This is a genomic window from Actinomadura citrea, from assembly GCF_013409045.1.
In the GTDB taxonomy this organism is placed as follows: domain Bacteria; phylum Actinomycetota; class Actinomycetes; order Streptosporangiales; family Streptosporangiaceae; genus Spirillospora; species Spirillospora citrea.
Window position 1 is genome coordinate 6,779,723 of sequence record NZ_JACCBT010000001.1, and the last position, 24,790, is coordinate 6,804,512.

Below are 24,790 nucleotides of genomic sequence, written 5' to 3' on the forward strand. Positions count from 1 at the left end.
CCCACCCGCACGACACCACACATGCGCAGACCAAGGCCCACACACGGAGGAAGGGAGGCTCGGCACGTGGGAGGAAACCACGGGAAACGCCGTCGACGTCGGCCGCGAGAAAGGGCGTTGTGGGAGTCAGGGGACTCGGGCGGTCCAAGCGGGGGTGGTGAACTTGTCGGTCGCGTACTTGTCGGCGAGGCGTCGTTCGTCCTCGGTCACGCGGTCGTCGGAAAGGCCGTAGCGGCCGCGGAAATGGGCGATCATGCGATCGATGATCTCTTCGCGGGGCAGGCCGGTCTGGCGGCGGAGCGGGTCCACGCGCTTGACCGCACTGGCGATGCCCTTGTCGGAGATCTTCTCCCGGCCGATGCGGAGCACCTTCATCATCGCGTCCGCGTCGATGTCGTAGGCCATGGTCACGTGGTGCAGCACGGCGCCGGCGGCGAGCCGTTTCTGCGCGGCCCCGGCGATCTTGCCGTGGTCGGAGGTGATGTCGTTCAGCGGCTGGTACCAGGCCCTGATGCCGAGTTCGCCCAGCGCGCCCAGCACCCAGTCGTCGAGGAAGGCGTAGCTCTCCGCGAAGGACATCCCCGCCACCAGGCTCTCCGGCGCGTAGAGCGAGTAGGTGATGGTGTTGCCCGGCTCGATGAACATCGCGCCACCGCCGCTGATCCGGCGGACCACGTCCACGCCGCGGCGCTCGGCCTCGGCGGCGTCGACCTCGTTGCGCAGCGACTGGAAGCTGCCGATGACCACCGCCGGCGACGCCCACTCCCACACCCGCAGCGTCGGCGGGCGCCGTCCCGCCCCGACCTCCTCGGCGAGCACCTGGTCGAGGGCCATGTGCAGTGCGGGGTCCTGCGGCGGCTCGTGGATGAGCCGCCAGTCGTGCTCGCGCCAGTCGGACGCCCGCGCGACGGCCCGCCGCACCGCGATCCCCACGGCCTCGGCGGTGATGCCGAGCATCACCGTGTCCCGCGGAAGGCCCGCCTGGACGCGGACCCCGATCGCCCGGGCGTCGAGCCCGGCGGGCAGCCCGTCCAGGGCCGCGTTGATCGTTTCAAGGGCGTCGTCCGGCTCCAAGAAGAAGTCGCCGCTGATCCTCGGGCCGCGCAGCAGCCCGTCCACGACGTCGACATCGGCGACGACCAGCTTGCCGCCCGGGACCTTGTACTCACCGTGCATCACGTACATCTGAACCCCGCGGCCTCGCACTGGATTCCGCCGCGTGCGGGAACATGGCGCAGCGGCAGGCGGCCGCTGCGGCTAGTGTTCCGGGAACCTGACCACAGGAGGGGGCATGCCGAAACCGGGAAGACCGGTGCGCGGCTCGTCCGGGGGCCGCCCGCTGATGGCGGCCCTGGACCTCTTCGGGCGCCGCTGGACCTTGCGCATCGTCTGGGAATTGCAGGACCGGCCTCTCGGCTTCCGCACCCTCCAGCAGCGCTGCGACGACATGTCCTCCAGCGTCCTGCGGCAGCGGCTCCTCGAACTGATCGACGCGGGCCTCGTCCACCAGACGCCCGAGAACCTGTACGCCCTGACCGAGCTGGGCCGGGATGCCCGCGAGGCACTCCGTCCGCTGTCGCGATGGTCCGACCGGTGGGCCGCGGCGCTCGACGAGGGCCCCGGCTGACACGGCACCCTCTTGCGCTTCTGTTTCCGAAGCGCAAGACTGCTTCTAAAATCGAAGCACCTGGGAGGCCGCCGTGCCGCGCATCGCCCCGCTCGATCCCCCGTACACCACCGAGATCGCCGCCGCCCTGGCCAGATGGATGCCACCGGACGTCGCCCGCGACCCGCTGGTGCTGTTCCGCACCCTGCACCGGAACCCCGAGCTGGCGTCCCGCATGCGCGTGCTCGGCGCCGGGCTGCTCGCCCACGGCCGCCTGCCCGCCCGGGACCGCGAGATCATCATCGACCGGACCTGCGCCCGCGCCGGCTGCGAGTACGAGTGGGGCGTCCACGCCGCGACCTTCGGCGAGGCCGCCGGGCTCAGTCGGGAGCAGCTCCAGGCGACCGTGTCCGGCGACGGCGCCCCCTGGTCGCCGAAGGAGCGCCTGCTGCTGAGCGCGGCCGACGAACTCCACGACTCGGCCCGCATGTCCCCCCGAACCTGGACCGCCCTCGCCGAGCACTACGACGAGCCCCAGCTTCTCGAACTCCTGGTGCTCACCGGCTGGTATCGCACCATCAGCCAACTGATCAACACACTGGAGATCGACAACGAGCCCTGGGCCCCCGCCTTCCCCACCTCGCCCCCCCGATGACACCGGGCCCCGACCCGTCTCCACACACGGGCGGGGCGGTTCGGTGGGCTGGGCGAGGGGCATTGTTGAATGGCGGCGTCGCGGGGAGGGCCGCGGGGAAGGTGGTCTGGTGAGCAATCTCGACGTCAAGCCGAAGCCGGTCGAGTGCGGGGGGCGGGTGGACGCCCCGGGAGGGCCGGTCCATGAGCTGCTGCCGCCCCGGCGGGTGCCGCTCGGTGAGAGCACCATCGTCCGGCGGCTGCTGCCCAGCCTGGGCCGGCGGATGGTCGGCGCCTGGTGCTTCGTCGACCACTACGGGCCGGACGACATCACCGACGAGCCCGGCATGCAGGTGCCGCCGCACCCGCACATCGGCCTGCAGACGGTGAGCTGGCTGCACGGCGGCGAGGTGCTTCACCGCGACAGCCTGGGCAGCCTGCAGACCGTCCGGCCGAAGGAACTCGGGTTGATGACGTCCGGGCGGGCCATCTCGCACTCGGAGGAGTCGCCGCGCGGGCACGGCCCCGTCCTGCACGGGGCCCAACTCTGGGTGGCGCTGCCCGAGTCCGACAGGAACACGGACCCGGCGTTCGAGCATCACGCCGACCTGCCCGTCGTCGACGGTCCGGGTTTCAGCGCCACCGTGATCCTCGGGGAACTGGACGGGGCCGCGTCACCCGGCACGGTCTTCACGCCCATCGTCGGGGCGGACATCGCCCTGGCGGACGGCGCCGACGTGCGTCTGCCCCTGGAACCGGACTTCGAGTACGCCGCACTCACGATGTCCGGCGTCACGGAGGTCGACGGCATGCGCGTGGACCCCGGTTCGATGCTGTACCTGGGATCCGGCCGCCGCGAACTGCCCCTGAGGGCCGACGTCGCGAGCGGGCTCATGCTGCTGGGCGGTGAGCCGTTCGAGGAGAAGCTCGTCATGTGGTGGAACTTCGTCGCCCGGACGGGAGAAGAGATCGCCCGGGCCCGGGAGGACTGGATGGGAGGCGACCGGTTCGGCACCGTGCGCGGGTATGGCGGCTCCCCCATCCCGGCACCCGCCATGCCGGCGACACCGCTGAAGTCAAGGGGCCGGACTCGCTGAACGGCGCCCCCGCGCCCGGCCTCCCGGCCGGGCGTCCCCTGGTCAGGCGCACGTCTGAACAGGCCCACGTCTGAACAGGCGCCCGCGCCTGAACAAGCCCACGCCTGAACAAGCCCACGCCTGAACAGACCCGCGTCCCGACAGACCCCGCGCCTCGACAGACCCCGCGCCTCGACAGCACACACAGGGTCAGGCGTATGTCTGGACAGGCTTCCTGGGCAGGTGCCCCTCTGGACGGGGTCTGGTGGGGGCACCTGCGTGGGCTACTGCGTGCCGGCGGGCGGTGCGCTTGGGGCGCGGAGGGAGGCGAGGAGGGTGCTCAGCATCAGGACGCCTCCTGCGGCGGCGAGCCCATTGAGGGCGATCGCGGCGATCGGATACTCGGCGGGCGTGTAGCCGCCTGGGCGAAGGAGTGCGACCGCGAGTTTCCAGCCGCCCCAGGCGAAGAGGGAGCCGGACGCGGTGAACCCGAGGGCCATCGGCGGCCAGGCAGGCACGTTCGGGCGTGCGGAACTGACGGCCAGGACGCTCCAGACGCCGAGCAGTGCCCAGAGCGCCGAATCGCCCAGGAGGAGCCGGGCGTTCAGGTCGACCAGGTCGCGGTGTGCGGGATCGAGCCCGAGTTCCGCGCCTGCCGCCCAGAGCGTCCAAAAGGCGGTCGGCACAGTGGTGAAGACGGCTGCCGTGCGCGCGCGCCGGACGGCGGTTCTTCTGCGGTCGGGGAGGCGTCCCAGGAAGGCGGTCGGCCATCGCTCCCGCATGTAGATGGGGAGCGCGATGGCGAGGCCGAGGGCCATGCCGGTGAATCCGATGCCGATGAGAGTCATCTCCCAGGACGGTGCCGCGTCACCACCGGCATCCTCCTCACCGGCGCCCAGGACCGCACTGACCAGGGTGTAGGGCATGAGGGGGATCAGGAAGCCGCTTCCCACCCAGGTGAAGAAGACCAGGGGCGCGGCCGGAATCCGCCACCGCGTGCCCCGAGCCAGGACAAGCCCCAGGACGATCCCGGTCGCGGACATGCCGACCGTCACCACGTTGAGCACGATCCAGTCCGCGCCGCCGAAATCCGCTGGAGCGTGGCCGAACGCCGCGGCCGCTATCCACACGACCTTGACCGCCAGGTACAGCGACAGCGACGCGGCGGCGCCATACCCGCCGAGCCGTCGCGCCGCCTCCCATCTCGTCCCGATCACTCCGGACATTCCCGTCATGATCGAAGCCTGCCGTCCGCCGGGCGGTCGCCGACTCCCCCGTGCGGGGCGTCCGCCTCACCCGCGCGGCGGATGGGCGTCGGCTCTAGCGTTCGGCCGGAAGGAACGCGTCGAGGGCTTCGGCGACGAGGTCGGGACGTTCGAGGGTCTGCATGTGCGGCGTGCCGGGAAGCTCCCGGTACGTCGAGCCCGGGATGCGCTCGGCGATGCCGGACATGATCTCCGGGGTCGTCGAGGCGTCCAGTTCACCCGCGAGCACCAGGGTCGGGAAGTCCGCCCCGGCGAGGCGGTCCCGGACGTCGACGCCCTTGAAGGCCCGCCAGGCCGCGGCCCAGTCGGCGGAGTCGGAGCGCCGGATGCGCTCCCGCGCGTACCGGACGCCCCACGGGTCGGTGGCGAGCGCGGCGGGCGTGAACCAGCGCGTCAGCGTGGGGACGAGCTGCGCCTCCATGCCGTCGGCCTCACCGGAGCGAGCGCGGTCCTCGAAGGCGTCGAAGGCGTGGTCGGTGGTGGCGAGCAGCGCCAGCGAGGCGACGCGTTCGGGTGCGCGGACGGCGACGGTCTGGGCGATGCCGCCGCCCATCGACAGGCCGACGACGTGCGCCCGGTCCACGTCGAACGCGTCGAGGACGCCGAGCAGGTCCGCGGCGAGGTCGTCCATGGTGAACGGCCGCGGCGCTCCGGCGGCGCCGCCGTGGCCGCGGAAGTCGTAGGCGAAGACCCGCCGGCCGTTCGCCAGCCGTTCCATGACGGGCTCCCACATGCGCCAGTCCACGCCCAGGGAATGCGAAAGGATCACAGCCGGTCCGCGGTCGCCCTTCTGCGCGACGACGGTCTCGTGGTCGGCCAGCGCGACGCGGTGCATCTGTGGCGGCTTCGGAACGTCCTGCTCTTCCAGAACGCCGTTGACGACGGCGAGCGCGTCCAGCGCGCGAGGAAAGCCCGCATAGACCGAGATGTGCTCGCAAAGCGCCAGCAACTCGGACGGCTCGACGCCCTGACGCAACGCTCCCCGCACGTGGCTGGCGAGACGGCGGTCGGCGCCTCCCAGGGCCGCGATGATGGCGACGGAGGCGAGCTCCCGCGCTTGGCGGCTCAGTTCGGGACGGGCCAGAGCCCCGCCGAACGCCCCCTCCACCACGGTCTCGAACATCTGCGGGGACGTCCGGAGCACCTCTTCGAGCGCCTCTTCGGGCGTGCGTCCCATCAGTCCCTCGTACTCGTGCCGCCCAAGCTCGCCACGGTTCATGTCGTGCTCCTCCGTCAGTGGTCCACGTTCTGTGGGACGCCTCCATGCTCCTGCCGATGCCTGCAAGATGTCCAAGACCTAGCGAAGCTTGTCGTCATATCCTTGGCTTATCACTCCTGCTCCGGCAGACCTGGCGCGCAGACGCACGCAAGCCGCTTCGGCTTCTCGGCCGTCCGGCCGTCAGGGCCCGATCGAGGCGAGATCCGGACGGCGCGCGACGAAGTCGATGAACGCGGCCAGCGCGGGACCCGGACGGCGTCCGGCAGGCCAGGCAAGGGACGGCGCCCAGGTCGGTTCCGGTTCGAGGCGGACGATGCTCACCGGTTGGCCCGGCTCCTCGGCCACCGAGCGGGGGACGACGGCAGCGGCCAGTCCCACGCTCGCCATGGCCCGGGCCGTGCTGTACTCCCGCGTCTCGAACCGGATGCGCGCCGCCGCGCCGGCGGCCGCCAAGGCGGACAGGACGATCTCGCGGATCACCGAGCCCGGCGAATAGCAGACCAGGTCGACACCGTCCAGCGCGGCGACGGGCACCCTGTACCTGCCCCCGAGCGGCGCCGACTCCGAGGTGATGAGGACGAGCGGCTCCTCGCCCAGCGGGAGGGACTCCAACCGCCGTCCTTCCTCCTGCGGCGGCATCCGGACGACGGTCGCCGCGTCGAGTCGTCCTCCGCCGAGGTCCGCCACCATCTCCTCGGTGTTCATCTCCCGCAACTCCACGTCGACCGCCGGGAACTCCGCGGAGAACTCCGCCAGCAGGCGCGCGAGCCGGGCCGTCAGGCCGCGGGCTCCACCGAGGCGGATCCGGCCCCGCGTCCCTTCCGCCCAGCCGCGCATCTCGTCCTCGACCGCCGCGATGTCGGACAGGATCCGCTCGGCATGCTCCAGTAGCGCCGCGCCGGCCGGTGTCAGCTCGACCCGGTGGTTGTTGCGCTCGAACAGCGTGATGCCGAGTTGCCGCTCCAGCTTGCGGATCTGCTGCGACAGGGCGGGCTGCGCGATCTGCAACGTCTCCGCCGCACGCGTGAAGTGCAGCTCACGCGCCACCGCCCTGAAGTACTCCAGCTGGCGAGAACCCATCATGTGCTGATGCTCTCACCACATAACCGGTCATGCACAGTTCCTCTTGCAGGCCGCCAGGGGGTGCTAACGCAGGGGTAACGGCCGGCTCACGAGACTCCCGATCATGGATTCCGACGCAGGACGCCGTCGATGAGACGGGCCGTGCTCCTCGCCGGCGCGGTGCTCGCCGCGACCGCGATCCTCGTGGCCCGTTCGACGACGTTCGTCCGCGAGCCCACCGCCGCCCCTACGATGGCCGCGACGACCCCGGCTCCGAGGCGGCAGGCGACGACGCCCACCTTCACCCGATCCCAGCGCGAGGAACTCACCCGCGCGCTCCACCGGTACCTGGACGGCAGGCCCGGCGATCTGTCGATCTCGGTGCGCGAGGTGTCCACCGGCCTCTCGTACTCCTATGGCGGGAGCCTGCGCACGGCGACGGCCAGCATCGTCAAGGTCGACATCGTCATGGCGGTGCTGCTCCGGGCGCAGGACGAGCGGCGCGCGCTCACGTCCACCGAGAAGGCCCTGGCCGAACGGGCGATCAAGGTCAGCGACAACGACGCCGCCGGCGCGCTGTGGCGTTCCATCGGCGGCGGGGACGGCCTGGCCTCCGCCAACGAGAGACTGGGCCTGCGCGATACCAAGCCGGGCCCCGGCGGCTCCTGGGGGTCGACGACGACCAGCGCCGCCGACCAGATCCGGCTGCTGGCCGCTCTCACGTCGGCGGACGGCCCGCTCGGTTTTTCAGGCCGACGCTACGTCCGCCACCTGATGGGGGAGGTCGTGCCGGAGCAGGCGTGGGGAGTCGGCGCGGCCGGGACCGGCGCCGAAGTGAAGAACGGCTGGCTCCCCCGCGAAAGGCACGGCCACGCCTGGACGGTCAACAGCATCGGCATCGTCCGCGCCGCCGGGCGCACCTTTCTGCTCGCCGCCCTCTCAGAACGCGGCGCCACCCTGCGGGACGGGATCGAAGCCGTCGAGCACGCCTGCAAAACCGTCGCCGCGGCCTTCACCCGCGGCTCCATCGAAACCTGAACGGCCCGTTCACCTGCGATGTTCGCGAGATCCGCATCCGGGCCGTCATACTCTCCGTCGAACCAGGGCCCGTCCCCCGCGCCGAAGGAGCCGCTGGCATGCGCACTCGTCCGCTGTACGACGTCGTCGCCGTCCTGGCGCGGCTAGGCGTGGGCATCGTCTTCATGGCGCACGGCTGGCAGAAGATCGAGGCTGGGGTGACCGCGACGGGCCGCTCGTTCGACGCCCTCGGCGTTCCGCTGCCGACCGCCGCGGCCGTCTACTCCGCGTTCGTCGAACTCCTCGGCGGGGCGGCGCTGATCGTCGGGCTCGGGCTGCCGGTCACCGGGGCTCTGCTCTTCATCGACATGGCGGGCGCGTTCATCTTCGTCCATGCGGACCAGGGCCTGTTCATGGTGGACGGCGGGACCGTCCAGGACGGCTACGAACTGGTCCTCGCGCTCGGCATGGCCAGCCTGCTGTTCGCGGCGGGCGGCGGCGGCCGCCTGACCCTCGACCAGTGGGTGATCGCGAAGCGCGTCCGCCGCCCCGGTCCGGGTGACGAGGACGAGGACGACGCGGCGAGCTTCGTGGAGTCGCTGCGCGAGGCCGAGCTGAAGCCCGTGAAGAAGCCGCGCCGCCCCTCCAAGCCCCCCGCTCTCCCCGCCCCGGACCCGTCCGAGAAACCGGACAAGCCCGCCGACGACCCCGACGACGTGCTGGTGGCCGGGCGCCGCAAGCCGTCCCAGCGCCGCCGCGCCTCGACCACCCAGCCGGCCAAGCGCCCCGCCGACGACACCGACACACCGAACTGAGGCACGCGAGAAGGGACCGGCCGAAGCCGATCCCTCACTCCGCGACCACTGGACCGCGAGCGAATGCCCGCCCCGCTCCCAGGCGTCATCGTCCATCCGTGGCAGTGAGTCCTGCGCCCCGGACGGAGGCGACGGCGCACGAATCCGGCGGCGATGAGCAGGCGCCCGCTGGTGGCCGGCGACGCTCCGCTCGCGCCGACCGCCTCGGCGATCCGACCCCCTGACTGCTCCGCCCACTCGTGGACGGCGGCGGCTCAGCAAGTCACGCCACAGGCTGGAGGCCTTGGCGCCACGTGGGGTGTGCCGGGTGCCAGCCCAGTTCGCGCTTGGCCTTGGCGTTGGATGCGCCACGCAGTTCGGTCATGAGCACGACTCCGGCCTCTCCGGCTGCCAGCCGTCCGATGAACCGCGGTACGCGCAGCGGCTTCTTGGCGCCCAGCATCACCGCCAGTTCCGGCAGCCATTCGGCGACCGGGGCGGGGTCGTCATCGACGATGTTGTAGACACCGCGGCCGCCGTTCTCCACCGCCGCGACCGTGGCCTCCGCGGCGTCGGCGATGTGGACGAACGACCACACTCCGCCGCCGTCGCCGACGACCGGGAACTTCCGCTTGCGGATCATCTCCAGCTGCTCGGAACCCGGCGCCATGGAGGTGCCCGGCCCGTAGAACGCGCCGTAGCGCAGCACGATCCCCTCGGTCCAGTCGGCGCCCAGCACGGCCTTCTCCAGATGCTCGACCGCGGCGATCATCGAGGCCATCGGGGCGACCGGTGAGCGGTCCAAGGGGTCCTGCTCGCTCTTGATCCGCCCGCCGGTGCGGTCGTAGGTGAACGCGCCGTTGCTCTGGGCGACGAACCGTCGTACACCGGTGGCGCGCGCGGCCGCGAGCAGGTTGTCGTTGCCCTCGATCCGCAGCCGGTCGGTGGCGGCGAAGCTGCGTTCGAAATGGCGGGTGTCGACGTCCCCGATGGCGGTCAACTGGTTGACGATCACCTCTGGTGCCGCCTCGCGCACGGCCGCCTCGACCTGGGAGCGATCGAGCGCGTCGGCGATGACCGGTACCGCGCCCAGCCGGGCCGCCCCGGACTTGCCGGATTCGCTGCGGACCATGGCGAACACCTCGTGCCCCGCTTCGACCAGACGAGGCAGGAGTTCCTTGCCCATCGCTCCGGTCGCTCCTGCCACCAGTACTCTCATCGTCGGCTCCCTTGCTCTCCGGTCCGGGTTCGCCACCTGAACCGGATGGCCCGGCGATTGCTGACAGAAGTCGAAGGTGACCTACGTCACACCGTGAGCAGAGGCTCCCCATGGTCGGCCGCCGCCCATTGCCGGGTCGCGCGTTCGAGCTTGTCGGGGTTCGCCTGAGTACGGCAGGCATTGATGCCCTCGGCTGTGACCTCCAGGCACATGACGGCGACGACCCGGCCGTCCACGACGGCCACAACGGCGGGCTCGCCATTGGCGACCCAGGCGTAGATCTCGGACGAGCCGCCGACGATGGCGCGTTTGGCCTCGGTGGGCTCGAACAGGGCCCGGACGAACTTCGCGACCGCGGCGGCTCCCTCGAACGCCCTGGTGCGTGCCGGGACCCGCCCTCCGCCATCGCCGACGGAGACGGCGTCCTTGGTGAGGAGGCGTACGAGCTCATCGGTCTGGCCGCTGGCGGCGGCCGCCAGGAACTCCTCGACGACCCGATGGGCGGCGGCATCATCGATCTCGCTGCGCGTTCTGCCGTACGCGACATGCTTCTTGGCACGGTGAAAGATCTGCTGGCTGGCGGCCTCGGTGATGTCGAGGATCTCGGCGATCTCCCGGTGCGGGTAGTCGAAGGCCTCCCGCAGCACATAAACGGCCCGTTCGTTGGGAGACAGGCGCTCCATAAGGGTGAGGACCGCGTACGACACCGATTCGCGCTGCTCGGCCGTGTCGGCGGGCCCGAGCATCACGTCCCCCGCGAGCAGCGGCTCGGGGAGCCATCGGCCCACGTAGGTCTCGCGGCGTGCCCGCGCGGAGGTGAGCTGGTTGAGGCACAGGTTGGTGAGCACCTTCGTCAGCCAGGCCTCGGGGACCTCGACGCGGGCGACGTCGGCGGCCTGCCAGCGCAAGAACGTTTCCTGCACGACGTCCTGGGCTTCGTCCGCGGAACCGAGGAGACGGTAGGCGATGGCCTGCAGACGGGGCCTCGCCAGCTCGAACCGGTCAATGTCCTCAACCGACAAAGGCATGATCCGATTCTAGTCCTCCGCAGCGTCCAGCTGGTCGCCGCCCGTCTCGTGGATCGGGCCATCCGGACGGCGGGCCTCTGTCTTTCCGGCAGTTCGGCCGAAGCCGATCAGCCCGAACGAATCAGCGGGCAAAGGTCCGCTCGCATGCCGGGGCAGTGTTCAGCGGGTGCGCTATGCCCGCCCGAGTCTCGGTCTCAAGCGCCGCCGTCACCGCGTACGGGGTCCGTAGCGGGGCGAAGTCCGTCGAACAGGACGGCCAGGATTTGCTCACGGTCCTCAGGTGCTCGTTCCACGGCCCAAGCGACCGCCGCGACAAGCGAGAACAGCGCGGAGGCACTGACGTCCGGCCGGACGGCCCCGGCCTGCTGAGCGCGCACCAACAGCTGCGCCCCACCCGCTTTCATGGCCTGACAACTGGCGTGCAGGTCCGATTCCGGATCGGCGAGGCTGTCAACGAGGGCGTCGACCAGGCCGCGATAGGTCATCGCATGCTCCACTGCGGCCTCGAACCATCTGGCCAGTGCGTCGCCGGGCATGGCGGCGGTGAGCAGTGCGTCCGAGCGTACGCGCAGCCCGCGCAGGCTCTCACCCAGTAGAGCCTCCAGAAGCGCCTGGCGGGTCGGGAAGTGCCGGTAGAGGGTCACGTTCCCGACGCCGGCCCTGCGCGCGATGTCGTTCAGGGACGCGCCGACGCCCTGCTCGGTGAACGCCGCCCGCGCCGCCGTCAGCAGCCGTTCGTAGTTGCGCCGCGCGTCCTTGCGCGGCGCCCGCCCGGTCACCCGCCCATTCGTCATGAACCCTCCGCCGGTTGCTAAACGAGGAAGCTCCTCATATCGTACCGAACTTGAAGCGAGGAGCCTCCTCGTTTAACTCCCACCGCCGCAGCGAGGAGCATCATGACCGAAGAGATCCTGCCCACGCCGACAACGGGGGCCACCCGTGTGCCCGATCCGCCCGGATCGCAGCGCCGACCGGGCCTCGTGCTGGCGATCGTGCTGACCTGCCAGACGATGTTCATCCTCGACACCAGCGTGGTGAACATCGCCCTGCCCCACATCCAGCGCGACATGGCCTTCTCCCCCGCCGATCTGTCGTGGGTGCTGAACGCCTACATGCTGGCCTTCGGCGGGCTGCTCCTGCTCGGCGGACGCATCGGCGACATCTTCGGCCAGCGGCGGGCACTCATCGGCGGAGTCGCCGTGTTCACCGTCGCCTCACTGGCCGGCGGGCTGTCGACCTCGGCCGGAATGCTGCTCGTCGCCCGCGCCGGTCAGGGGATCGGCGCCGCCGTCGCCGCACCGACCGTCCTCGCCCTGATCACCCTCGGCTTCCCCGACCCGGCCGCGCGAGGCCGGGCGCTGGGCGCCTACGCGGCCGTTTCCGGCTCCGGCGCCGCCCTCGGCCTGATCGCCGGCGGAATGCTCACCGACTGGATCTCCTGGCGCTGGGTCCTGTTCATCAACGTGCCGGTCGGCGCCGTCCTGCTCATCTCGGCCCCGCTGTTCATCGCCGAAACCGACCGCCGTCCAGGACGCTTCGACCTCGCCGGCTCGCTGACCTCGACCCTGGGCATGACCGCACTCGTCTTCGGCTTCATCCGCGCCGCCGAGCAGGACTTCGGCGACCCGGTCGCCCTCGGCGCGCTCGGCGCGGCCGTCATCCAGCTCGCGCTGTTCGTCGCCATCGAGGCCCATGTCCGGCAGCCGATCACTCCGCTGCGGCTGTTCGCCGACCGCAACCGAGCCACCGGCTACCTCGGCCTGCTGTTCGTCATGGCCGCGGGCAACGGCATGTTCTTCTTCCTCACCCAGTTCCTGCAGCAGATCCGCGGCTACGACCCGCTGAAGGCCGGCCTCGCGTTCGTGCCGCTGACCGTCTTGATCCTCATCTCCTCCAACGCCTCCGCTCGGCTGCTGCCCCGCCTCGGCGCGAAGACGCTCACCGCCTCCGGCGCCGCGGCCATCACCGTGGGCCTCCTCTGGCTGGCCCGGCTCACACCGTCGGCCGACTACGCGGGATCGCTGCTCGGCCCGACACTCATCGCCGGCCTCGGCATGGGCACCCTGCTGGTCGGGGTCACCACCGTGCTGACCTCCGGCGTACGCGCGGAGGACGCCGGCGCCGCCTCCGGCCTGCTCAACGTCATGCAGCAGATCGGCGGCGCACTGGGGCTGGCCATCCTCGTCACCGCGTTCGGCGCCGCCACCCGCACGGCACACGGAACAGGCCACCACGTCTTCACCAAGGGGGCGACTACGGCCTTCACCGTCGGAGCTGCTTTCACCGCCTGCACCATCCTGCTGGCCCTGACCATGAGGACCCGTCAAGACCCCGCGCCCGAACCCCTGCGTGGCGAGGAGCCCCATCCGATGACGGACGCATAACCCAGTCGATGCTTCGCCCGAGACCCGGCAAGGCCGGTCGCGGTAGGCCGCGGATCGAACGTCGAGCTGCGCTCAACGCAACAAACGATCACGCGAAAGCGAGAGCGGGGTACCGGCCTGTGACCGATACCCCGCTCTGACCAGGCACTACGCAGCCGGTATCGGCTCCGGATCAGCTGCAGCCGCTGGTCGAGCCGCAGCCCTCGCAGACGTAGCAGCTGCCCGCCGGGCGCATCTTGGTACCGCAGGTGAGGCAGAGCGGCGCGTCGGCCGTGCGGCCCTGGCGGCTCTCGATCACCTCCATGGACGAGCGCGCCCCGCCGACCGCGGCCGGGGCGGGCGCCGCCGGCCGGGCGATCTCGGCCGACTGCGCCAGCGACTCGTGGTCGACCTCCTCCTCGGCGTGCAGGGCGGCGGGGTCCTCGCCGTTGGCCTGCATCGCGCGCTCGCCGGCGGTGAAGATGCCGAGTTCGGCGCGCTCCTCGTACGGGAGGTGGTCCAGCGCCAGGCGGCGGAAGATGTAGTCCATCACCGAGGTCGCCATGCGGATGTCCGGGTCGTCCGTCATGCCCGCCGGCTCGAACCGCATGTTGGTGAACTTCTCCACCCACGTCTCCAGCGGGACGCCGTACTGGAGGCTGATGGAGATCGCCATGGAGAAGGCGTCCATCACGCCGGCGAGCGTGGAGCCCTGCTTGCCGAGCTTGAGGAAGACCTCGCCGACGCCGTCGTCCGGGTAGGACGAGGCGGTCATGTACCCCTCGGCGCCCGCCACGGAGAAGCGGGTCACGGTCGCAGGACGCTGCTTCGGCAGCCGCCTGCGGACGGGGCGCGGCGTCGTCTCCGCGGGCGCCGCGGCCTTCGGCTCCTCCTTCTTGCCCGCTGCGGACAGCGGCTGGCCGACCTTGCAGTTGTCGCGGTAGATCGCCAGGGCCTTCAAGCCGAGCCGCCAGCCCTCGAAGTACACCTTCTCGATGTCCTCGACGGTGGCCTGCTCCGGCATGTTGACGGTCTTGGAGATCGCGCCGGACAGGAACGGCTGGACGGCCGCCATCATCCGGACGTGCCCCATCGGGCTGATCGCCCGCTCGCCCATCGCGCAGTCGAACACCTCGTAGTGCTCGGGCCGCAGCCCGGGCGCGTCCACGACGTGGCCGTGCTCGGAGATGTACTCGACGATCGCCTCGATCTGCTCCTGCTGGTAGCCGAGCTGCTTCAGGGCGCGCGGCACCGTGTGGTTGACGATCTGCATGGACCCGCCGCCGACGAGCTTCTTGAACTTCATCAGCGCAAGGTCCGGCTCGATGCCGGTGGTGTCGCAGTCCATCATCAGGCCGATCGTCCCGGTGGGGGCGAGCAGGCTGGCCTGCGCGTTGCGGTAGCCGTTCTTCTCGCCGGCCTTCAGGCAGTCCGCCCACTGCTTGGCGGCGGCGGCGTGGATCGCCTTGTCCATCGCGCCCAGCATGCGGACGTCGTCGTTGGCGGCGGCGTGCTTGCGCATGACGCGCTTGTGGCCCTCGGCGTTGCGCGCGTAGCCCGCGTACGGGCCGACGACGCCCGCGATCTCGGCCGACCGCCGGTAGGCGACGCCCGTCATCAGCGAGGTGATCGCCGCCGCGAGGGACCGTCCGCCCTCGGAGTCGTAGGCGTGCCCGGTCGCCATCAGCAGCGCGCCCAGGTTGGCGTAGCCGATGCCGAGCTGCCGGTAGTCGCGGGTCGTCTGCGCGATCTTCTCCGTCGGGAAGTCGGCGAACGTGATGGAGATGTCCATCGCCGTGATGATCAGCTCGGTGAGCTTGACGAACCTCGCGACGTCGAAGGCGTTCTCGGGCGTGAGGAACTTCAGCAGGTTGATGCTCGCGAGGTTGCAGGACGAGTTGTCCAGGCTCATGTACTCCGAGCAGGGGTTGGACGCGGTGATCCGCCCGGTCTCGGGGTTGGTGTGCCAGTCGTTGATCGTGTCGTCGTACTGGATGCCGGGGTCGGCGCACTCCCACGCCGCCTTGGCCATCAGCCGGAACAGCTCCTTGGCCTCGACCTTCTCGACGACCTCGCCGGTCATCCGGGCCCGCAGCGCGAACTGCCCGCCCGACTCCACGGCGTGCATGAACTCGTCCGACACCCGGACGGAGTTGTTGGCGTTCTGGTACTGGACGCTGCCGATGTCCTTGCCGCCGAGGTCCATGTCGAACCCGGCGTCCCGCAGCGCGCGGATCTTGTTCTCCTCGCGCGCCTTGGTCTCGATGAACTCCCCGATGTCGGGGTGGTCGACGTCCAGCACGACCATCTTGGCGGCACGGCGGGTCGCGCCGCCCGACTTGATCGTTCCGGCGGACGCGTCGGCGCCGCGCATGAACGAGACCGGGCCGCTGGCCGTCCCGCCCGAGGACAGCAGCTCGCGGCTGGAGCGGATGCGGGAGAGGTTCAGGCCGGCGCCGGAGCCGCCCTTGAAGATCACGCCCTCTTCCTTGTACCAGTCCAGGATCGACTCCATCGTGTCGTCCACGGACAGGATGAAGCACGCCGAGACCTGCTGCGGGGACTTCGTGCCGACGTTGAACCACACGGGGGAGTTGAAGCTGAACAGCTGGTGGACCAGCGCGTACTTCAGTTCGTGGTCGAAGATCTCGGCGTCCTCGTCGGAGGCGAAGTAGCCCTCCTTGCGGCCCGTGTCCACGTACATGCGGACGACACGGTCGACGAGCTGCTTCAGGCTCCATTCCCGCTGCGGCGTGCCGACCGCCCCGCGGAAGTACTTGGACGTGACGATGTTGACGGCGTTCAGCGACCAGAAGTCGGGGAACTCGACGCCGCGCTGCTCGAAGTTCACCGAGCCGTCGCGCCAGTTGGTCATGACGACGTCACGACGCTCCCAGCGCATCTCGTCGTACGGATGCACGCCGGGCGTGGTGAAGATGCGCTCGACCTTCAGCCCCCTGCGGCCCCCCTTGCCGCGCCGCGCCGCCGAGCCGCTCACCGTCTCCGTCATGACCTTCCCCCTCTCGGGCCCTCCCGCCGGGCCCTGTCCAGGAACAACCACGCCGCCGCCCGGGCCATGCCCGCGCGGAGACGCCTTTACGTGTGCTGATGTGTTTCCGGAACCGTCCCTAACGGGACGGGCCGGGCTCCCCCGAGGAACCGGTCTTCCGCAGTGCTTCGATCTCCTTGGCGAAGTCGTCGAGCGACTCGAAGCCCCGGTAGACCGAGGCGAATCGCAGATAGGCGACCTCGTCGAGTTCGCCGAGCGGCCCCAGGATCGCGAGGCCGATCTCGTGCGAGGGGATTTCCGCGGACCCGGACGACCTGATCGCCTCTTCGACCCGCTGCCCCAGCTTCGCGAGCGCATCCTCGTCGACCGGACGGCCCTGGCAGGCCCTGCGCACACCGGCGATGATCTTTTCCCGGGAGAACGGCTCGGTGACCCCGCTGCGCTTGGCCACCATCACGAGCACATTCTCCTGCGTCGTGAATCGCTTGCCGCATTCCGAGCACGACCGGCGACGCCGAATGGCGCCCCCGTCATCGGTCGAACGGCTGTCGATCACTTTGGTGTCAGGGTTGCGACAGAACGGGCAGTGCACGTTTGGTCCCTCCCCTGACGTAAACGAGTTACACCGATGATAGTGCCATATATAGGGAACTACATCGATGTGACTACTAGATGTTGTGGTCAACCGTACGGCTCACCGGACTCGTTCGCAACCTGGTCCCGAGCCCCCTGCGTCACATCCGCCACGTCCGCGCAGGTCATCTCCGGCACCCCGATTTTCCCTCCGGGCGTGTCGTCACCCACCGCCCCCGACAGGCCCCTCCCGGTAACCCCCGGCACGCCGAAGTCCCAGCAAGAGCCCCTCTCCCGCGCGCTGCCAGCCGCTCGCCGCGGCGCCCCCGGCCGCCGATCCCGCCCCCTGCCGGCAAGCGCCGGCACCGCCGCCCGCACGCAAGCTCACGGCGCTCCGCCGCGACGAGCGCGACCCGTCGCGCCGACGGGCGGCACCCGCCGCTCCGCGTCGTTCGACGGGCACCTTGAGTCACCGCATCCAGGGTGACTGAGCGTGACCGAGCCCGGCGCGCCGGTCAGCTCGACGGAAGCCGGAGTTGCTGGCCGGGGTGGACGGTGGGGTCGCCGGCCAGACCGTTGAGGTCGATCATGCGCTGCACCACAAGCCGCGGATCGCTGCCGGGATCGGCGGTGGAGGCGATGTCCCACAGGGTTTCGCCGGGCTCGACGACGACCGTTTCGGCGGGACGGGACGCGCCGCCGTGGCTTTCCCGGGAGCCGGCGAACGCGCCCGAACCCATGGTGAGCCAGAGCAGTACGAGCGTCACGGTGGCGACGAAGGCGACCAGGACGACGCGGCCCCGGCGGGTCAGGCGGATCGGAGGACGGCCACTGTGGGGTGAACCCGGCATCTCTCCCCTCCTCGACTTCGAATGCATTTTCGATCGAACGTCTGTACGATGTTCTACCAGGGGCCGTCCCGAAAAAGCGAGCACATCTTCGAACAATTGTTTGATCATCGGGCCTGGACGCGATAGCGTTCCATGACAAGGAGTGACGGATCCGAGGCGCCCGGGAGGCGACTAGCGATGAGCAAGGTCCGGGAGCTGCCCGACGGGCCGATGGACGAGACGGGCCTGACGCAGCGACAGCGCATGGTGCTGGAGGTGATCCGTGACTCGGTCCAGCGCCGCGGGTACCCGCCCTCGATGCGCGAGATCGGCGAGGCCGTGGGGCTGACCAGCACCTCCAGCGTGTCGCACCAGCTCCGGGCGCTGCAGCGCAAGGGCTTCCTGCGGCGCGACCCCAACCGGCCGCGCGCGGTCGAGGTGCGGGTGCCGGGCACGACGCCGGTGCGCACCCACGAGGAGGCCTACGAGCAGACCTCGGGGCAGCCCACGCCCGCCTACGTGCCGCTCGTCGGCCGTATCGCCGCCGGTGGCCCGATCCTCGCCGAGGAGGCCGTCGAGGACGTCTTCACGCTGCCGAAGCAGCTCGTCGGCGAGGGCACCCACTTCCTGCTGAAGGTCACCGGCGACTCGATGATCGACGCCGCGATCGCGGACGGTGACTGGGTGGTCGTGCGGCAGCAGCCGGTGGCCGAGCAGGGCGACATCGTGGCCGCGATGATCGACGGCGAGGCCACGGTCAAGACGTTCAAGCGCCGCGACGACGGACACATCTGGCTGATGCCCCAGAACCCCGCCTACGAGCCGATCCCCGGCGACGAGGCGTCGGTGCTCGGCCGGGTCGTGGCGGTGCTCCGCAAGATGTGACACCGGCCGTCGGCGGCCGCCGGAGCGTCTCCGGCGGCCGCTCACGCATGCCCGACCCCAGCCCCACGACCGGCCCGCAGGTGCGCCGGAGGGGAGAGGCGCGGGAGGTGTAGAGGGATCGCCGCGCCGCTCAGGGTGGGAGCGGCGCGGCGTCGCGGGTGGTCAGCGTTTGGGGACGATGTTGACGATCTTGGGGGCCCGGACAATGATCTTGGCGATGTCGGCGCCGGCCAGGGCGTCCTGGACCTTGGCCGAGGCCAGGGCGCGGCGTTCCAGTTCCTCGTCCGCGATGCCGGGCGGGACGTCCAGGCGGTCGCGGACCTTTCCGGCGACCTGGACGACGCAGGTGACCGACTCCTCCACCAGCAGCGCGGGGTCGGCGGACGGCCAGCCCGCGCGGACCACCGGCGCGGTGCGGCCCAGCATCTCCCACGCCTCGTCGGCGGTGTAGGGGGCGAACAGCGACAGCAGGACCGCGATCGCCTCGGCGGCCTCGCGGACGGCCGGGTCGGCGGCGCCGGGGCCGGAGTCGATGGCCTTGCGGGTCGCGGTGACCAGCTCCATGATCCGCGCGATGGCGACGTTGAACCGCTGCGTCTCGACCAGCGTGGTGGCCTCGTCGACCGTGCGGGCCGTGGCGCGGCGCAGGGTCGTGTCGCCGGAGGCGACGTCCGCGCCGGGCTCGGAGGAGACCTCGGCGGCGATGCGGTGCACGCGGGACAGGAACTTCGACATGCCGTGCGGGGAGACGTCGGCCCAGTCGATGTCGTCCTCGGGCGGGCCGGAGAACAGGATCGCCAGCCGGACGACGTCCACCCCGAACTCGCCGATCTGCTCGCCCAGGTCGACGCCGTTGCCCAGCGACTTCGACATCGCCTTGCCCTGGTTGATCACCTGGCCCTGGTTCAGCAGCCGGGTGAAGGGCTCGGTGAAGTCGACCATGCCCATGTCGTACAGGACCTTGGTGAAGAACCGGCTGTACAGCAGGTGCAGGATGGCGTGCTCGACGCCGCCCGTGTACTGGTCGACCGGCATCCACTTGCGGACCCGCTCGGTGTCGAACGGGCCGTCCTCGTAGTCGGGCGAGCAGTAGCGGAAGTAGTACCAGGACGAGTCGACGAACGTGTCCATGGTGTCGGTGTCGCGGGTGGCGGCGCCGCCGCACTTGGGGCACTCGGTGTTCACCCAGTCGGACGCGGCTGCCAGGGGCGAGGTGCCCTTGGGGGCCAGGTCGGCGCCGCGCAGGCCCTCGGGCAGGGTCACCGGCAGCTGGTCGTCGGGGACGGGGACCTCGCCGCACGCCTCGCAGTGCACGATCGGGATCGGGCAGCCCCAGAACCGCTGCCGGGACACCAGCCAGTCGCGCAGCCGGAAGTTCACCGACGCGCGACCGGTGCCGCGCTCCTCCAGGATCCCGGTGATGCGGGCGATGCCGTCGGCCTTGGTCAGCCCGTCGATGGGGCCGGAGTTGACGATCGCGCCGTCGCCGGGGGTGGCGACGCCGGTCTCGGCGGGGTCGGCCAGGCCTGTCTCGACGACGATGCGGACGGGCAGGCCGAACTTCAGCGCGAAGTCCAGGTCGCGCTGGTCGTGCGCCGGGACGGCCATGATCGCGCCATGCCCGTACTCGGCCAGGACGTAGTCGGACGCCCAGACGGGCAGCCGCTCGCCGTTGACCGGGTTGATCGCGTAGCGGCCCAGGAACACGCCGGTCTTCTCACGCTCGGTGGACAGCCGCTCGATCTCGCTCTCGCGGGAGACCTCGTCGCGGTAGGCCTCGAACGCGGCGCGGTGGTCGGGGTGGCAGACCTCCTCGGCCAGCGCGGCGTCGGCGGCCACGACCATGAACGTCGCCCCGTACAGGGTGTCGGGGCGGGTGGTGTAGACGGTGACGGGCTCGTCGCGCCCCTCGATCACGAAGTCGACGTCGGCGCCGGTGGAGCGGCCGATCCAGTTGCGCTGCATCAGCAGGACGCGCTCGGGCCACTTGCCCTCCAGCTGCGCCATGTCGTCCAGCAGCCGGTCCGCGTACTCGGTGATCTTGAAGTACCACTGGGTCAGCACGCGCTTCTCGACCAGCGCGCCACAGCGCTCGCAGTGCCCGCCGACGACCTGCTCGTTGGCCAGCACCGTCTGGTCCTTCGGGCACCAGTTGACGTGGCCGCCCTTGCGGTAGGCCAGGCCCCGCTCGTAGAAGCGCAGGAACAGCCACTGCGTCCACTTGTAGTACTCGGGGTCGGAGGTGTGCAGGCGCCGCGTCCAGTCGAAGGACGGGGCGTAGCGGCGGAAGGAGGCCGCCTGCGTCTCGATGTTGGCGTACGTCCACTCGGCGGGGTGCGAGTCGCGCTTGATCGCGGCGTTCTCGGCGGGCAGGCCGAAGGAGTCCCAGCCGATCGGGTGCAGGACGTTGAAGCCGCGCTGGAACCAGTAGCGCGCGACGACGTCGCCGATGGCGAACGCCTCCGCGTGACCCATGTGCAGGTCGCCGCTGGGATAGGGGAACATGTCCAGGGCGTAGCGGCGCTCCTCGGCGGGGCCCTTCTCGTCCGCCTTGAAGGGGTCGAGTTCCTCCCAGCGGGCCTGCCACTTGTCCTGGACCGCCCGTGGGTCGTACCCGTCGCTCAGGGGGGACGCCCCCCCTGCACCCCCCGGCGTTGCGCGGTGGGGAACGTCGCTGCTCACGCTTCTGACTCCGGTTCCTGCTGCTGGGTCGTGGCCGTCCGCCGACATGAAACGGCCCCTCGCACAGGAGGGGCCACCACGCTGACGTCAGTGCGTCAACGTGGTCCTTCGAGGAGCAGCCTGGTTGGCATACCTCAAGAGTAGCGCAGCCGCAACCCCGCCCGCCGCGACTTAGTGCCCCGACTCCTGGCGGGCCATGGACACGACGCCGGTCACCTGCACGCGGGTCAGCTCCAGATCGGCGCCGACGGCGGACAGCGTCTCCTCCTCGGACACGGTCAGCGGGCCGTCGACCAGAGCGATCTCGGCGGCGGCGCGCAGGATGCTCTCCCGCGCCTCGGGGGCGAGGGCCGAGGCGGCGCGCGCCATCTCCACGCGGACCTCGTCGAAGGGACGGCCGAGGTCGGCGTTCAGCGCGGACTCGTCGTACCCTGGCTCGCCTGCCTGCCGGACGACCACGACGGCGCGGGAGCGGGCGGCCGCGTTGGTGTAGTCGCCGGAGCGCAGGACCTGGGCGATGGCCAGGCGCAGCAGCATCGCGGGCATCTGCGCGAGCTGCGCGGTCGTCGGCACGTCGAGCACGGCGGGATTCCAGCGGCCGTGGCAGGCGTCGCACTCGACGAACTCGCCGCCGGCCTTCATCAGCGGGATGACCGGAACGAAGAACAGCGTGAAGAAGTTGCGCCCCTGCCTGCGGCGGTACTCGCGGTCGCCGCCGCACCCGGGACAGTGGAAGGTTCCCCTGGTCAGGGTGAAGAACACCACCCGCCAGCCGAAGATGATCAAGATCGCGCACCCTTTCTCGCTGCAGCGGCACATGCTAGCGCCGCCGGGCGACCGGCATCCGGCGCGGGCCCCGGCGCCCGCGCGGACCGGCCGGATCCGGTCATGACGCCGAAGGCCCGACAAGGCGGACTCCCTCCCTTTCGCGGGTGCGCCGTCGCAACGACGAGAACGCCACGTCAAGGGCTGCGAATGATGGCGTCGGACGAGCCCCGTGCAGCAGGATGTGCGGAACGGTTTCATACACTCGTCGGTAACTAACCGGCCGGTCACCTTTCCGCGCGAGGAGTGCCATGCTCAACCTGTCCGTGCTGCTGGAGGACGCCGCCCGAGAGACGCCCGACCGCGACGCCGTCGTGTTCGGGGACCTCCGGCTCTCCTACTCCTTCCTCGACCAGGTCGCGAACCAGGTCGCGAACCTGCTGCGCGAGCGCGGCATCGGGCCGGGCGACAAGGTGGCGCTGTCCAGCCCGAACCTCCCGTACTTCCCGATGGTGTACTTCGGGGTGCTCAAGGCGGGGGCGGTGGTCGTCCCGCTGAACGTGCTGCTCAAGCCGCGGGAGATCGCCTACCACCTCGGCGACTCCGGCGCCAAGGCGTTCTTCTGCTTCGAGGGGACGCCGGAGCTGCCGCTCGGCGAGATGGGGCGCGCCGGGTTCGAGCAGGCGGAGGGGTGCGAGCACCTCTTCCTGCTGCCCGCCGACCCGTCCGCCGCCGAGTCCCCGGTCGAGGGTGCCGAGCTGTTCTGGGCGGCGCTCGCGGGGAAGCCGGGCACCTGCGAGACGGCGCAGACCGGGCCGGGCGACCCCGCCGTGATCATCTACACCAGCGGGACGACCGGGCAGCCCAAGGGCGCCGAGCTCACGCACAGCAACCTGCTGACGAACGCCATGGTGGACGACACGCTGTTCTACCGGACGCTGCACGACACGTCGCTGGTCACGCTGCCGCTGTTCCACATCTTCGGGCAGACGTGCGTGATGAACGTCGGCCTCTACCGGCGAGCGACGCTCGTGATGCAGGCGAGGTTCGACGCCCGGCAGGCCGTCGAGCTGATGGTCAAGGAGAAGGTGAACATCTTCGCGGGCGTCCCGACGATGTACTGGGGGCTGCTGACCGACGAGACCTCCGACGAGGACATCGCGTCGATCCGGGAGAACCTGCGGGTCGCGGTGTCGGGCGGATCGGCGCTGCCGATGGAGGTCCTCAAGGGGATCAAGACCAAGTTCGGCGTGGACGTCCTGGAGGGGTACGGCCTGTCGGAGACGTCGCCGGTGGCCTCGTTCAACCGCCCGGACCGCCCGACCAAGCCCGGCTCGATCGGCCTGCCCGTGTGGGGCGTGGAGATGAAGCTGATCGACGACGACTGGAAGGAGATCGAGGGCGAGGGGCCCGGCGAGATCGCCATCCGGGGGCACAACATCATGAAGGGGTACCACGGGCGCCCCGAGGCGACCGAGGCCGCCATCCGGGACGGCTGGTTCCGCACCGGTGACGTGGCCCGGCGCGACGAGGACGGCTACTACTACATCATCGACCGCTCCAAGGACATGATCATCCGGGGCGGTTACAACGTCTACCCGCGGGAGCTGGAAGAGGTCCTGATGACCCATCCGGAGGTGTCGCTGGCCGCGGTCGTGGGCGTCGCGCACCCCTCGCACGGCGAGGAGGTCAAGGCGTACGTGATCCGCACGCCCGGCGCCGCGGTCACCGAGGACGAGCTGGTCGCTTGGGGCAAGGAGCAGTTCGCCAACTACAAGTACCCGCGGATCGTCGAGTTCCGCGACGAGCTGCCGATGACCGCCACCGGCAAGATCCTCAAGCGCGAGCTGCGCTGACCGCGCGCGGGGCCCGGGCCTCAGCGGATGCTGAGGTCCTGGGTCCCGACGACGCGCAGCAGTTTCATCGCCTCGTGCGAGGGCGTGCCCGGCGTGGTCGTGTAGAGGACGACCCGCTGGTCGCGTTCCGGGACGTACAGGACGTCGCAGTGCATCTCCAGCTCGCCGACGACGGGATGCGTCATGCGCTTGCGGCTGCCGCGCCTGATCCCGACCTCGCCCTCGTCCCAGAGCCTGGCGAACAGCGCGCTGCGGCCGGCGACCTCGGCGACCAGCCTGGCGATGCCCGCGTCGCCCGGATACCGGCCGGACGCCGCCCGCAGGTCGGCCACCAGTCCGCGGGCGAACTGCGTCACGTACTCGTCGGCGCCGTACCGCTCGATGTCGCGGCCGGTGAACAGCCAGCGGACGACGTTGCGGTCGTGAGGCGCCATCGCGGCGAAGTCGGTCATGAGCGCCGCCGCGAGCGGGTTCCAGGCGATGATGTCCTGCCGGGCGTTCAGCACGTAGGCGGGCGTGTCGTCCAGCCGTTCGAGCAGGTGGACGATGCCCGCCGGGACGTCCTGCGAAGGGCCGCTCGGCGGTTCCGGCGCTTCACCGGCGAGGGCGTAGAGGTAAGCACGCTCGTCGTCGGTCAGCCTCAGCGCCCGCGCCAGCGCACCGAGGATCTGCCTGGACGGACGAGGCCCGCGTCCCTGCTCCAGCCGGATGTAGTAGTCCACCGACATTCCGGCCAGTTGCGCGACCTCTTCCCGGCGCAGACCGGGGGTTCGGCGGCGCGTCCCCCTCGGGAGCCCGACGTCCGCGGGCTGGACGCGGGCCCGCCGGGAACGCAGGAACGCCGCCATCTGCTGTCTGTCCATGTTCTCCAGCATGTCCGATACGACGGACCTGCCGCCGGGTCGAG

At 70.7% G+C, this 24,790-nt stretch carries 21 protein-coding genes; 8 read left to right on the top strand and 13 right to left on the bottom strand.

Annotated features, from left to right (window positions below; translation table 11 throughout):
• Window positions 1-126: 126 nt before the first annotated feature.
• A complete protein-coding gene (locus BJ999_RS31175; protein WP_179836572.1) occupies window positions 127-1,176 on the bottom strand; it encodes a lipoate-protein ligase LplAB in 1,050 nt (349 codons plus the stop codon).
• Window positions 1,177-1,291: 115 nt separating this feature from the next.
• On the opposite strand from BJ999_RS31175, the gene BJ999_RS31180 reads away from it, so the two are divergent.
• The 3 genes from BJ999_RS31180 (at window position 1,292) to BJ999_RS31190 (ending at window position 3,336) form a co-directional block, all read left to right on the top strand.
• Window positions 1,292-1,627, top strand: a complete 336-nt coding sequence (locus BJ999_RS31180; RefSeq protein ID WP_229810156.1) for a winged helix-turn-helix transcriptional regulator — start codon at window positions 1,292-1,294, stop codon at window positions 1,625-1,627.
• A gap of 73 nt (window positions 1,628-1,700) precedes the next feature.
• Window positions 1,701-2,261 (top strand): carboxymuconolactone decarboxylase family protein, encoded by a 561-nt coding sequence (locus BJ999_RS31185; protein WP_179836573.1) that lies wholly within the window; start codon window positions 1,701-1,703, stop codon window positions 2,259-2,261.
• A gap of 109 nt (window positions 2,262-2,370) precedes the next feature.
• Window positions 2,371-3,336, top strand: coding sequence for a pirin family protein (locus BJ999_RS31190; RefSeq protein WP_179836574.1), 966 nt, complete (start codon window positions 2,371-2,373; stop codon window positions 3,334-3,336).
• A gap of 263 nt (window positions 3,337-3,599) precedes the next feature.
• Here the strand turns inward: BJ999_RS31190 and BJ999_RS31195 are convergent, their stop codons facing one another.
• From BJ999_RS31195 to BJ999_RS31205, 3 genes are all read right to left on the bottom strand, one after another.
• Window positions 3,600-4,541 carry a hypothetical protein gene (locus BJ999_RS31195; protein ID WP_218935308.1) on the bottom strand — a complete coding sequence of 314 codons (942 nt, stop codon included), beginning with the start codon at window positions 4,539-4,541 and terminating at the stop codon, window positions 3,600-3,602.
• A gap of 94 nt (window positions 4,542-4,635) precedes the next feature.
• Window positions 4,636-5,799 carry an alpha/beta hydrolase gene (locus tag BJ999_RS31200; protein WP_179836576.1) on the bottom strand — a complete coding sequence of 388 codons (1,164 nt, stop codon included), beginning with the start codon at window positions 5,797-5,799 and terminating at the stop codon, window positions 4,636-4,638.
• 180 nt (window positions 5,800-5,979) lie between these two features.
• Entirely contained in the window at window positions 5,980-6,882 is a 903-nt protein-coding gene (locus BJ999_RS31205; RefSeq protein WP_179836577.1) for a LysR family transcriptional regulator, read from the bottom strand.
• A gap of 129 nt (window positions 6,883-7,011) precedes the next feature.
• Between BJ999_RS31205 and BJ999_RS31210 the strand changes: the two genes are divergently transcribed.
• A complete protein-coding gene (locus tag BJ999_RS31210; protein ID WP_179836578.1) occupies window positions 7,012-7,899 on the top strand; it encodes a serine hydrolase in 888 nt (295 codons plus the stop codon).
• 98 nt (window positions 7,900-7,997) lie between these two features.
• Window positions 7,998-8,693, top strand: coding sequence for a DoxX family protein (locus BJ999_RS31215; RefSeq protein ID WP_179836579.1), 696 nt, complete (start codon window positions 7,998-8,000; stop codon window positions 8,691-8,693).
• Between the two features lie 262 nt (window positions 8,694-8,955).
• Here BJ999_RS31215 and BJ999_RS31220 read toward each other — a convergent pair whose 3' ends face one another.
• The 3 genes from BJ999_RS31220 to BJ999_RS31230 all read right to left on the bottom strand — a co-directional run bounded on the left by BJ999_RS31220 (window position 8,956) and on the right by BJ999_RS31230 (window position 11,713).
• The gene (locus tag BJ999_RS31220; protein WP_179836580.1) at window positions 8,956-9,891 is read right to left on the bottom strand and encodes an NAD-dependent epimerase/dehydratase family protein; all 936 of its coding nucleotides are present in this window, start codon (window positions 9,889-9,891) and stop codon (window positions 8,956-8,958) included.
• Window positions 9,892-9,977: 86 nt separating this feature from the next.
• Window positions 9,978-10,919 carry an RNA polymerase sigma-70 factor gene (locus BJ999_RS31225; RefSeq protein WP_179836581.1) on the bottom strand — a complete coding sequence of 314 codons (942 nt, stop codon included), beginning with the start codon at window positions 10,917-10,919 and terminating at the stop codon, window positions 9,978-9,980.
• Between the two features lie 194 nt (window positions 10,920-11,113).
• Entirely contained in the window at window positions 11,114-11,713 is a 600-nt protein-coding gene (locus BJ999_RS31230) for a TetR/AcrR family transcriptional regulator (protein ID WP_179836582.1), read from the bottom strand.
• A gap of 102 nt (window positions 11,714-11,815) precedes the next feature.
• Between BJ999_RS31230 and BJ999_RS31235 the strand changes: the two genes are divergently transcribed.
• Window positions 11,816-13,303 (top strand): MFS transporter, encoded by a 1,488-nt coding sequence (locus BJ999_RS31235; RefSeq protein WP_179836583.1) that lies wholly within the window; start codon window positions 11,816-11,818, stop codon window positions 13,301-13,303.
• 172 nt (window positions 13,304-13,475) lie between these two features.
• Here BJ999_RS31235 and BJ999_RS31240 read toward each other — a convergent pair whose 3' ends face one another.
• The 3 genes from BJ999_RS31240 to BJ999_RS31250 all read right to left on the bottom strand — a co-directional run bounded on the left by BJ999_RS31240 (window position 13,476) and on the right by BJ999_RS31250 (window position 17,716).
• Window positions 13,476-16,292: a vitamin B12-dependent ribonucleotide reductase gene (locus tag BJ999_RS31240; RefSeq protein WP_179836584.1), complete on the bottom strand. Its 2,817-nt coding sequence runs from the start codon at window positions 16,290-16,292 to the stop codon at window positions 13,476-13,478.
• Between the two features lie 118 nt (window positions 16,293-16,410).
• Window positions 16,411-16,884: a transcriptional regulator NrdR gene (gene nrdR / locus BJ999_RS31245; RefSeq protein WP_179836585.1), complete on the bottom strand. Its 474-nt coding sequence runs from the start codon at window positions 16,882-16,884 to the stop codon at window positions 16,411-16,413.
• Window positions 16,885-17,380: 496 nt separating this feature from the next.
• Window positions 17,381-17,716, bottom strand: coding sequence for a LysM peptidoglycan-binding domain-containing protein (locus BJ999_RS31250; protein ID WP_179836586.1), 336 nt, complete (start codon window positions 17,714-17,716; stop codon window positions 17,381-17,383).
• 177 nt (window positions 17,717-17,893) lie between these two features.
• On the opposite strand from BJ999_RS31250, the gene lexA reads away from it, so the two are divergent.
• Window positions 17,894-18,580, top strand: coding sequence for a transcriptional repressor LexA (gene lexA / locus BJ999_RS31255; protein ID WP_179836587.1), 687 nt, complete (start codon window positions 17,894-17,896; stop codon window positions 18,578-18,580).
• 162 nt (window positions 18,581-18,742) lie between these two features.
• Here the strand turns inward: lexA and leuS are convergent, their stop codons facing one another.
• The gene (leuS, locus tag BJ999_RS31260) at window positions 18,743-21,205 is read right to left on the bottom strand and encodes a leucine--tRNA ligase (RefSeq protein ID WP_229810166.1); all 2,463 of its coding nucleotides are present in this window, start codon (window positions 21,203-21,205) and stop codon (window positions 18,743-18,745) included.
• A 228-nt stretch (window positions 21,206-21,433) separates the two neighbouring features.
• Window positions 21,434-22,048: a TerB family tellurite resistance protein gene (locus tag BJ999_RS31265; RefSeq protein ID WP_179836589.1), complete on the bottom strand. Its 615-nt coding sequence runs from the start codon at window positions 22,046-22,048 to the stop codon at window positions 21,434-21,436.
• Between the two features lie 290 nt (window positions 22,049-22,338).
• Between BJ999_RS31265 and BJ999_RS31270 the strand changes: the two genes are divergently transcribed.
• Window positions 22,339-23,883, top strand: a complete 1,545-nt coding sequence (locus tag BJ999_RS31270; protein WP_179836590.1) for a long-chain-fatty-acid--CoA ligase — start codon at window positions 22,339-22,341, stop codon at window positions 23,881-23,883.
• Between the two features lie 20 nt (window positions 23,884-23,903).
• Here the strand turns inward: BJ999_RS31270 and BJ999_RS31275 are convergent, their stop codons facing one another.
• Window positions 23,904-24,746, bottom strand: a complete 843-nt coding sequence (locus BJ999_RS31275) for a helix-turn-helix transcriptional regulator (protein WP_179836591.1) — start codon at window positions 24,744-24,746, stop codon at window positions 23,904-23,906.
• Between the last annotated feature and the right edge of the window lie 44 nt (window positions 24,747-24,790).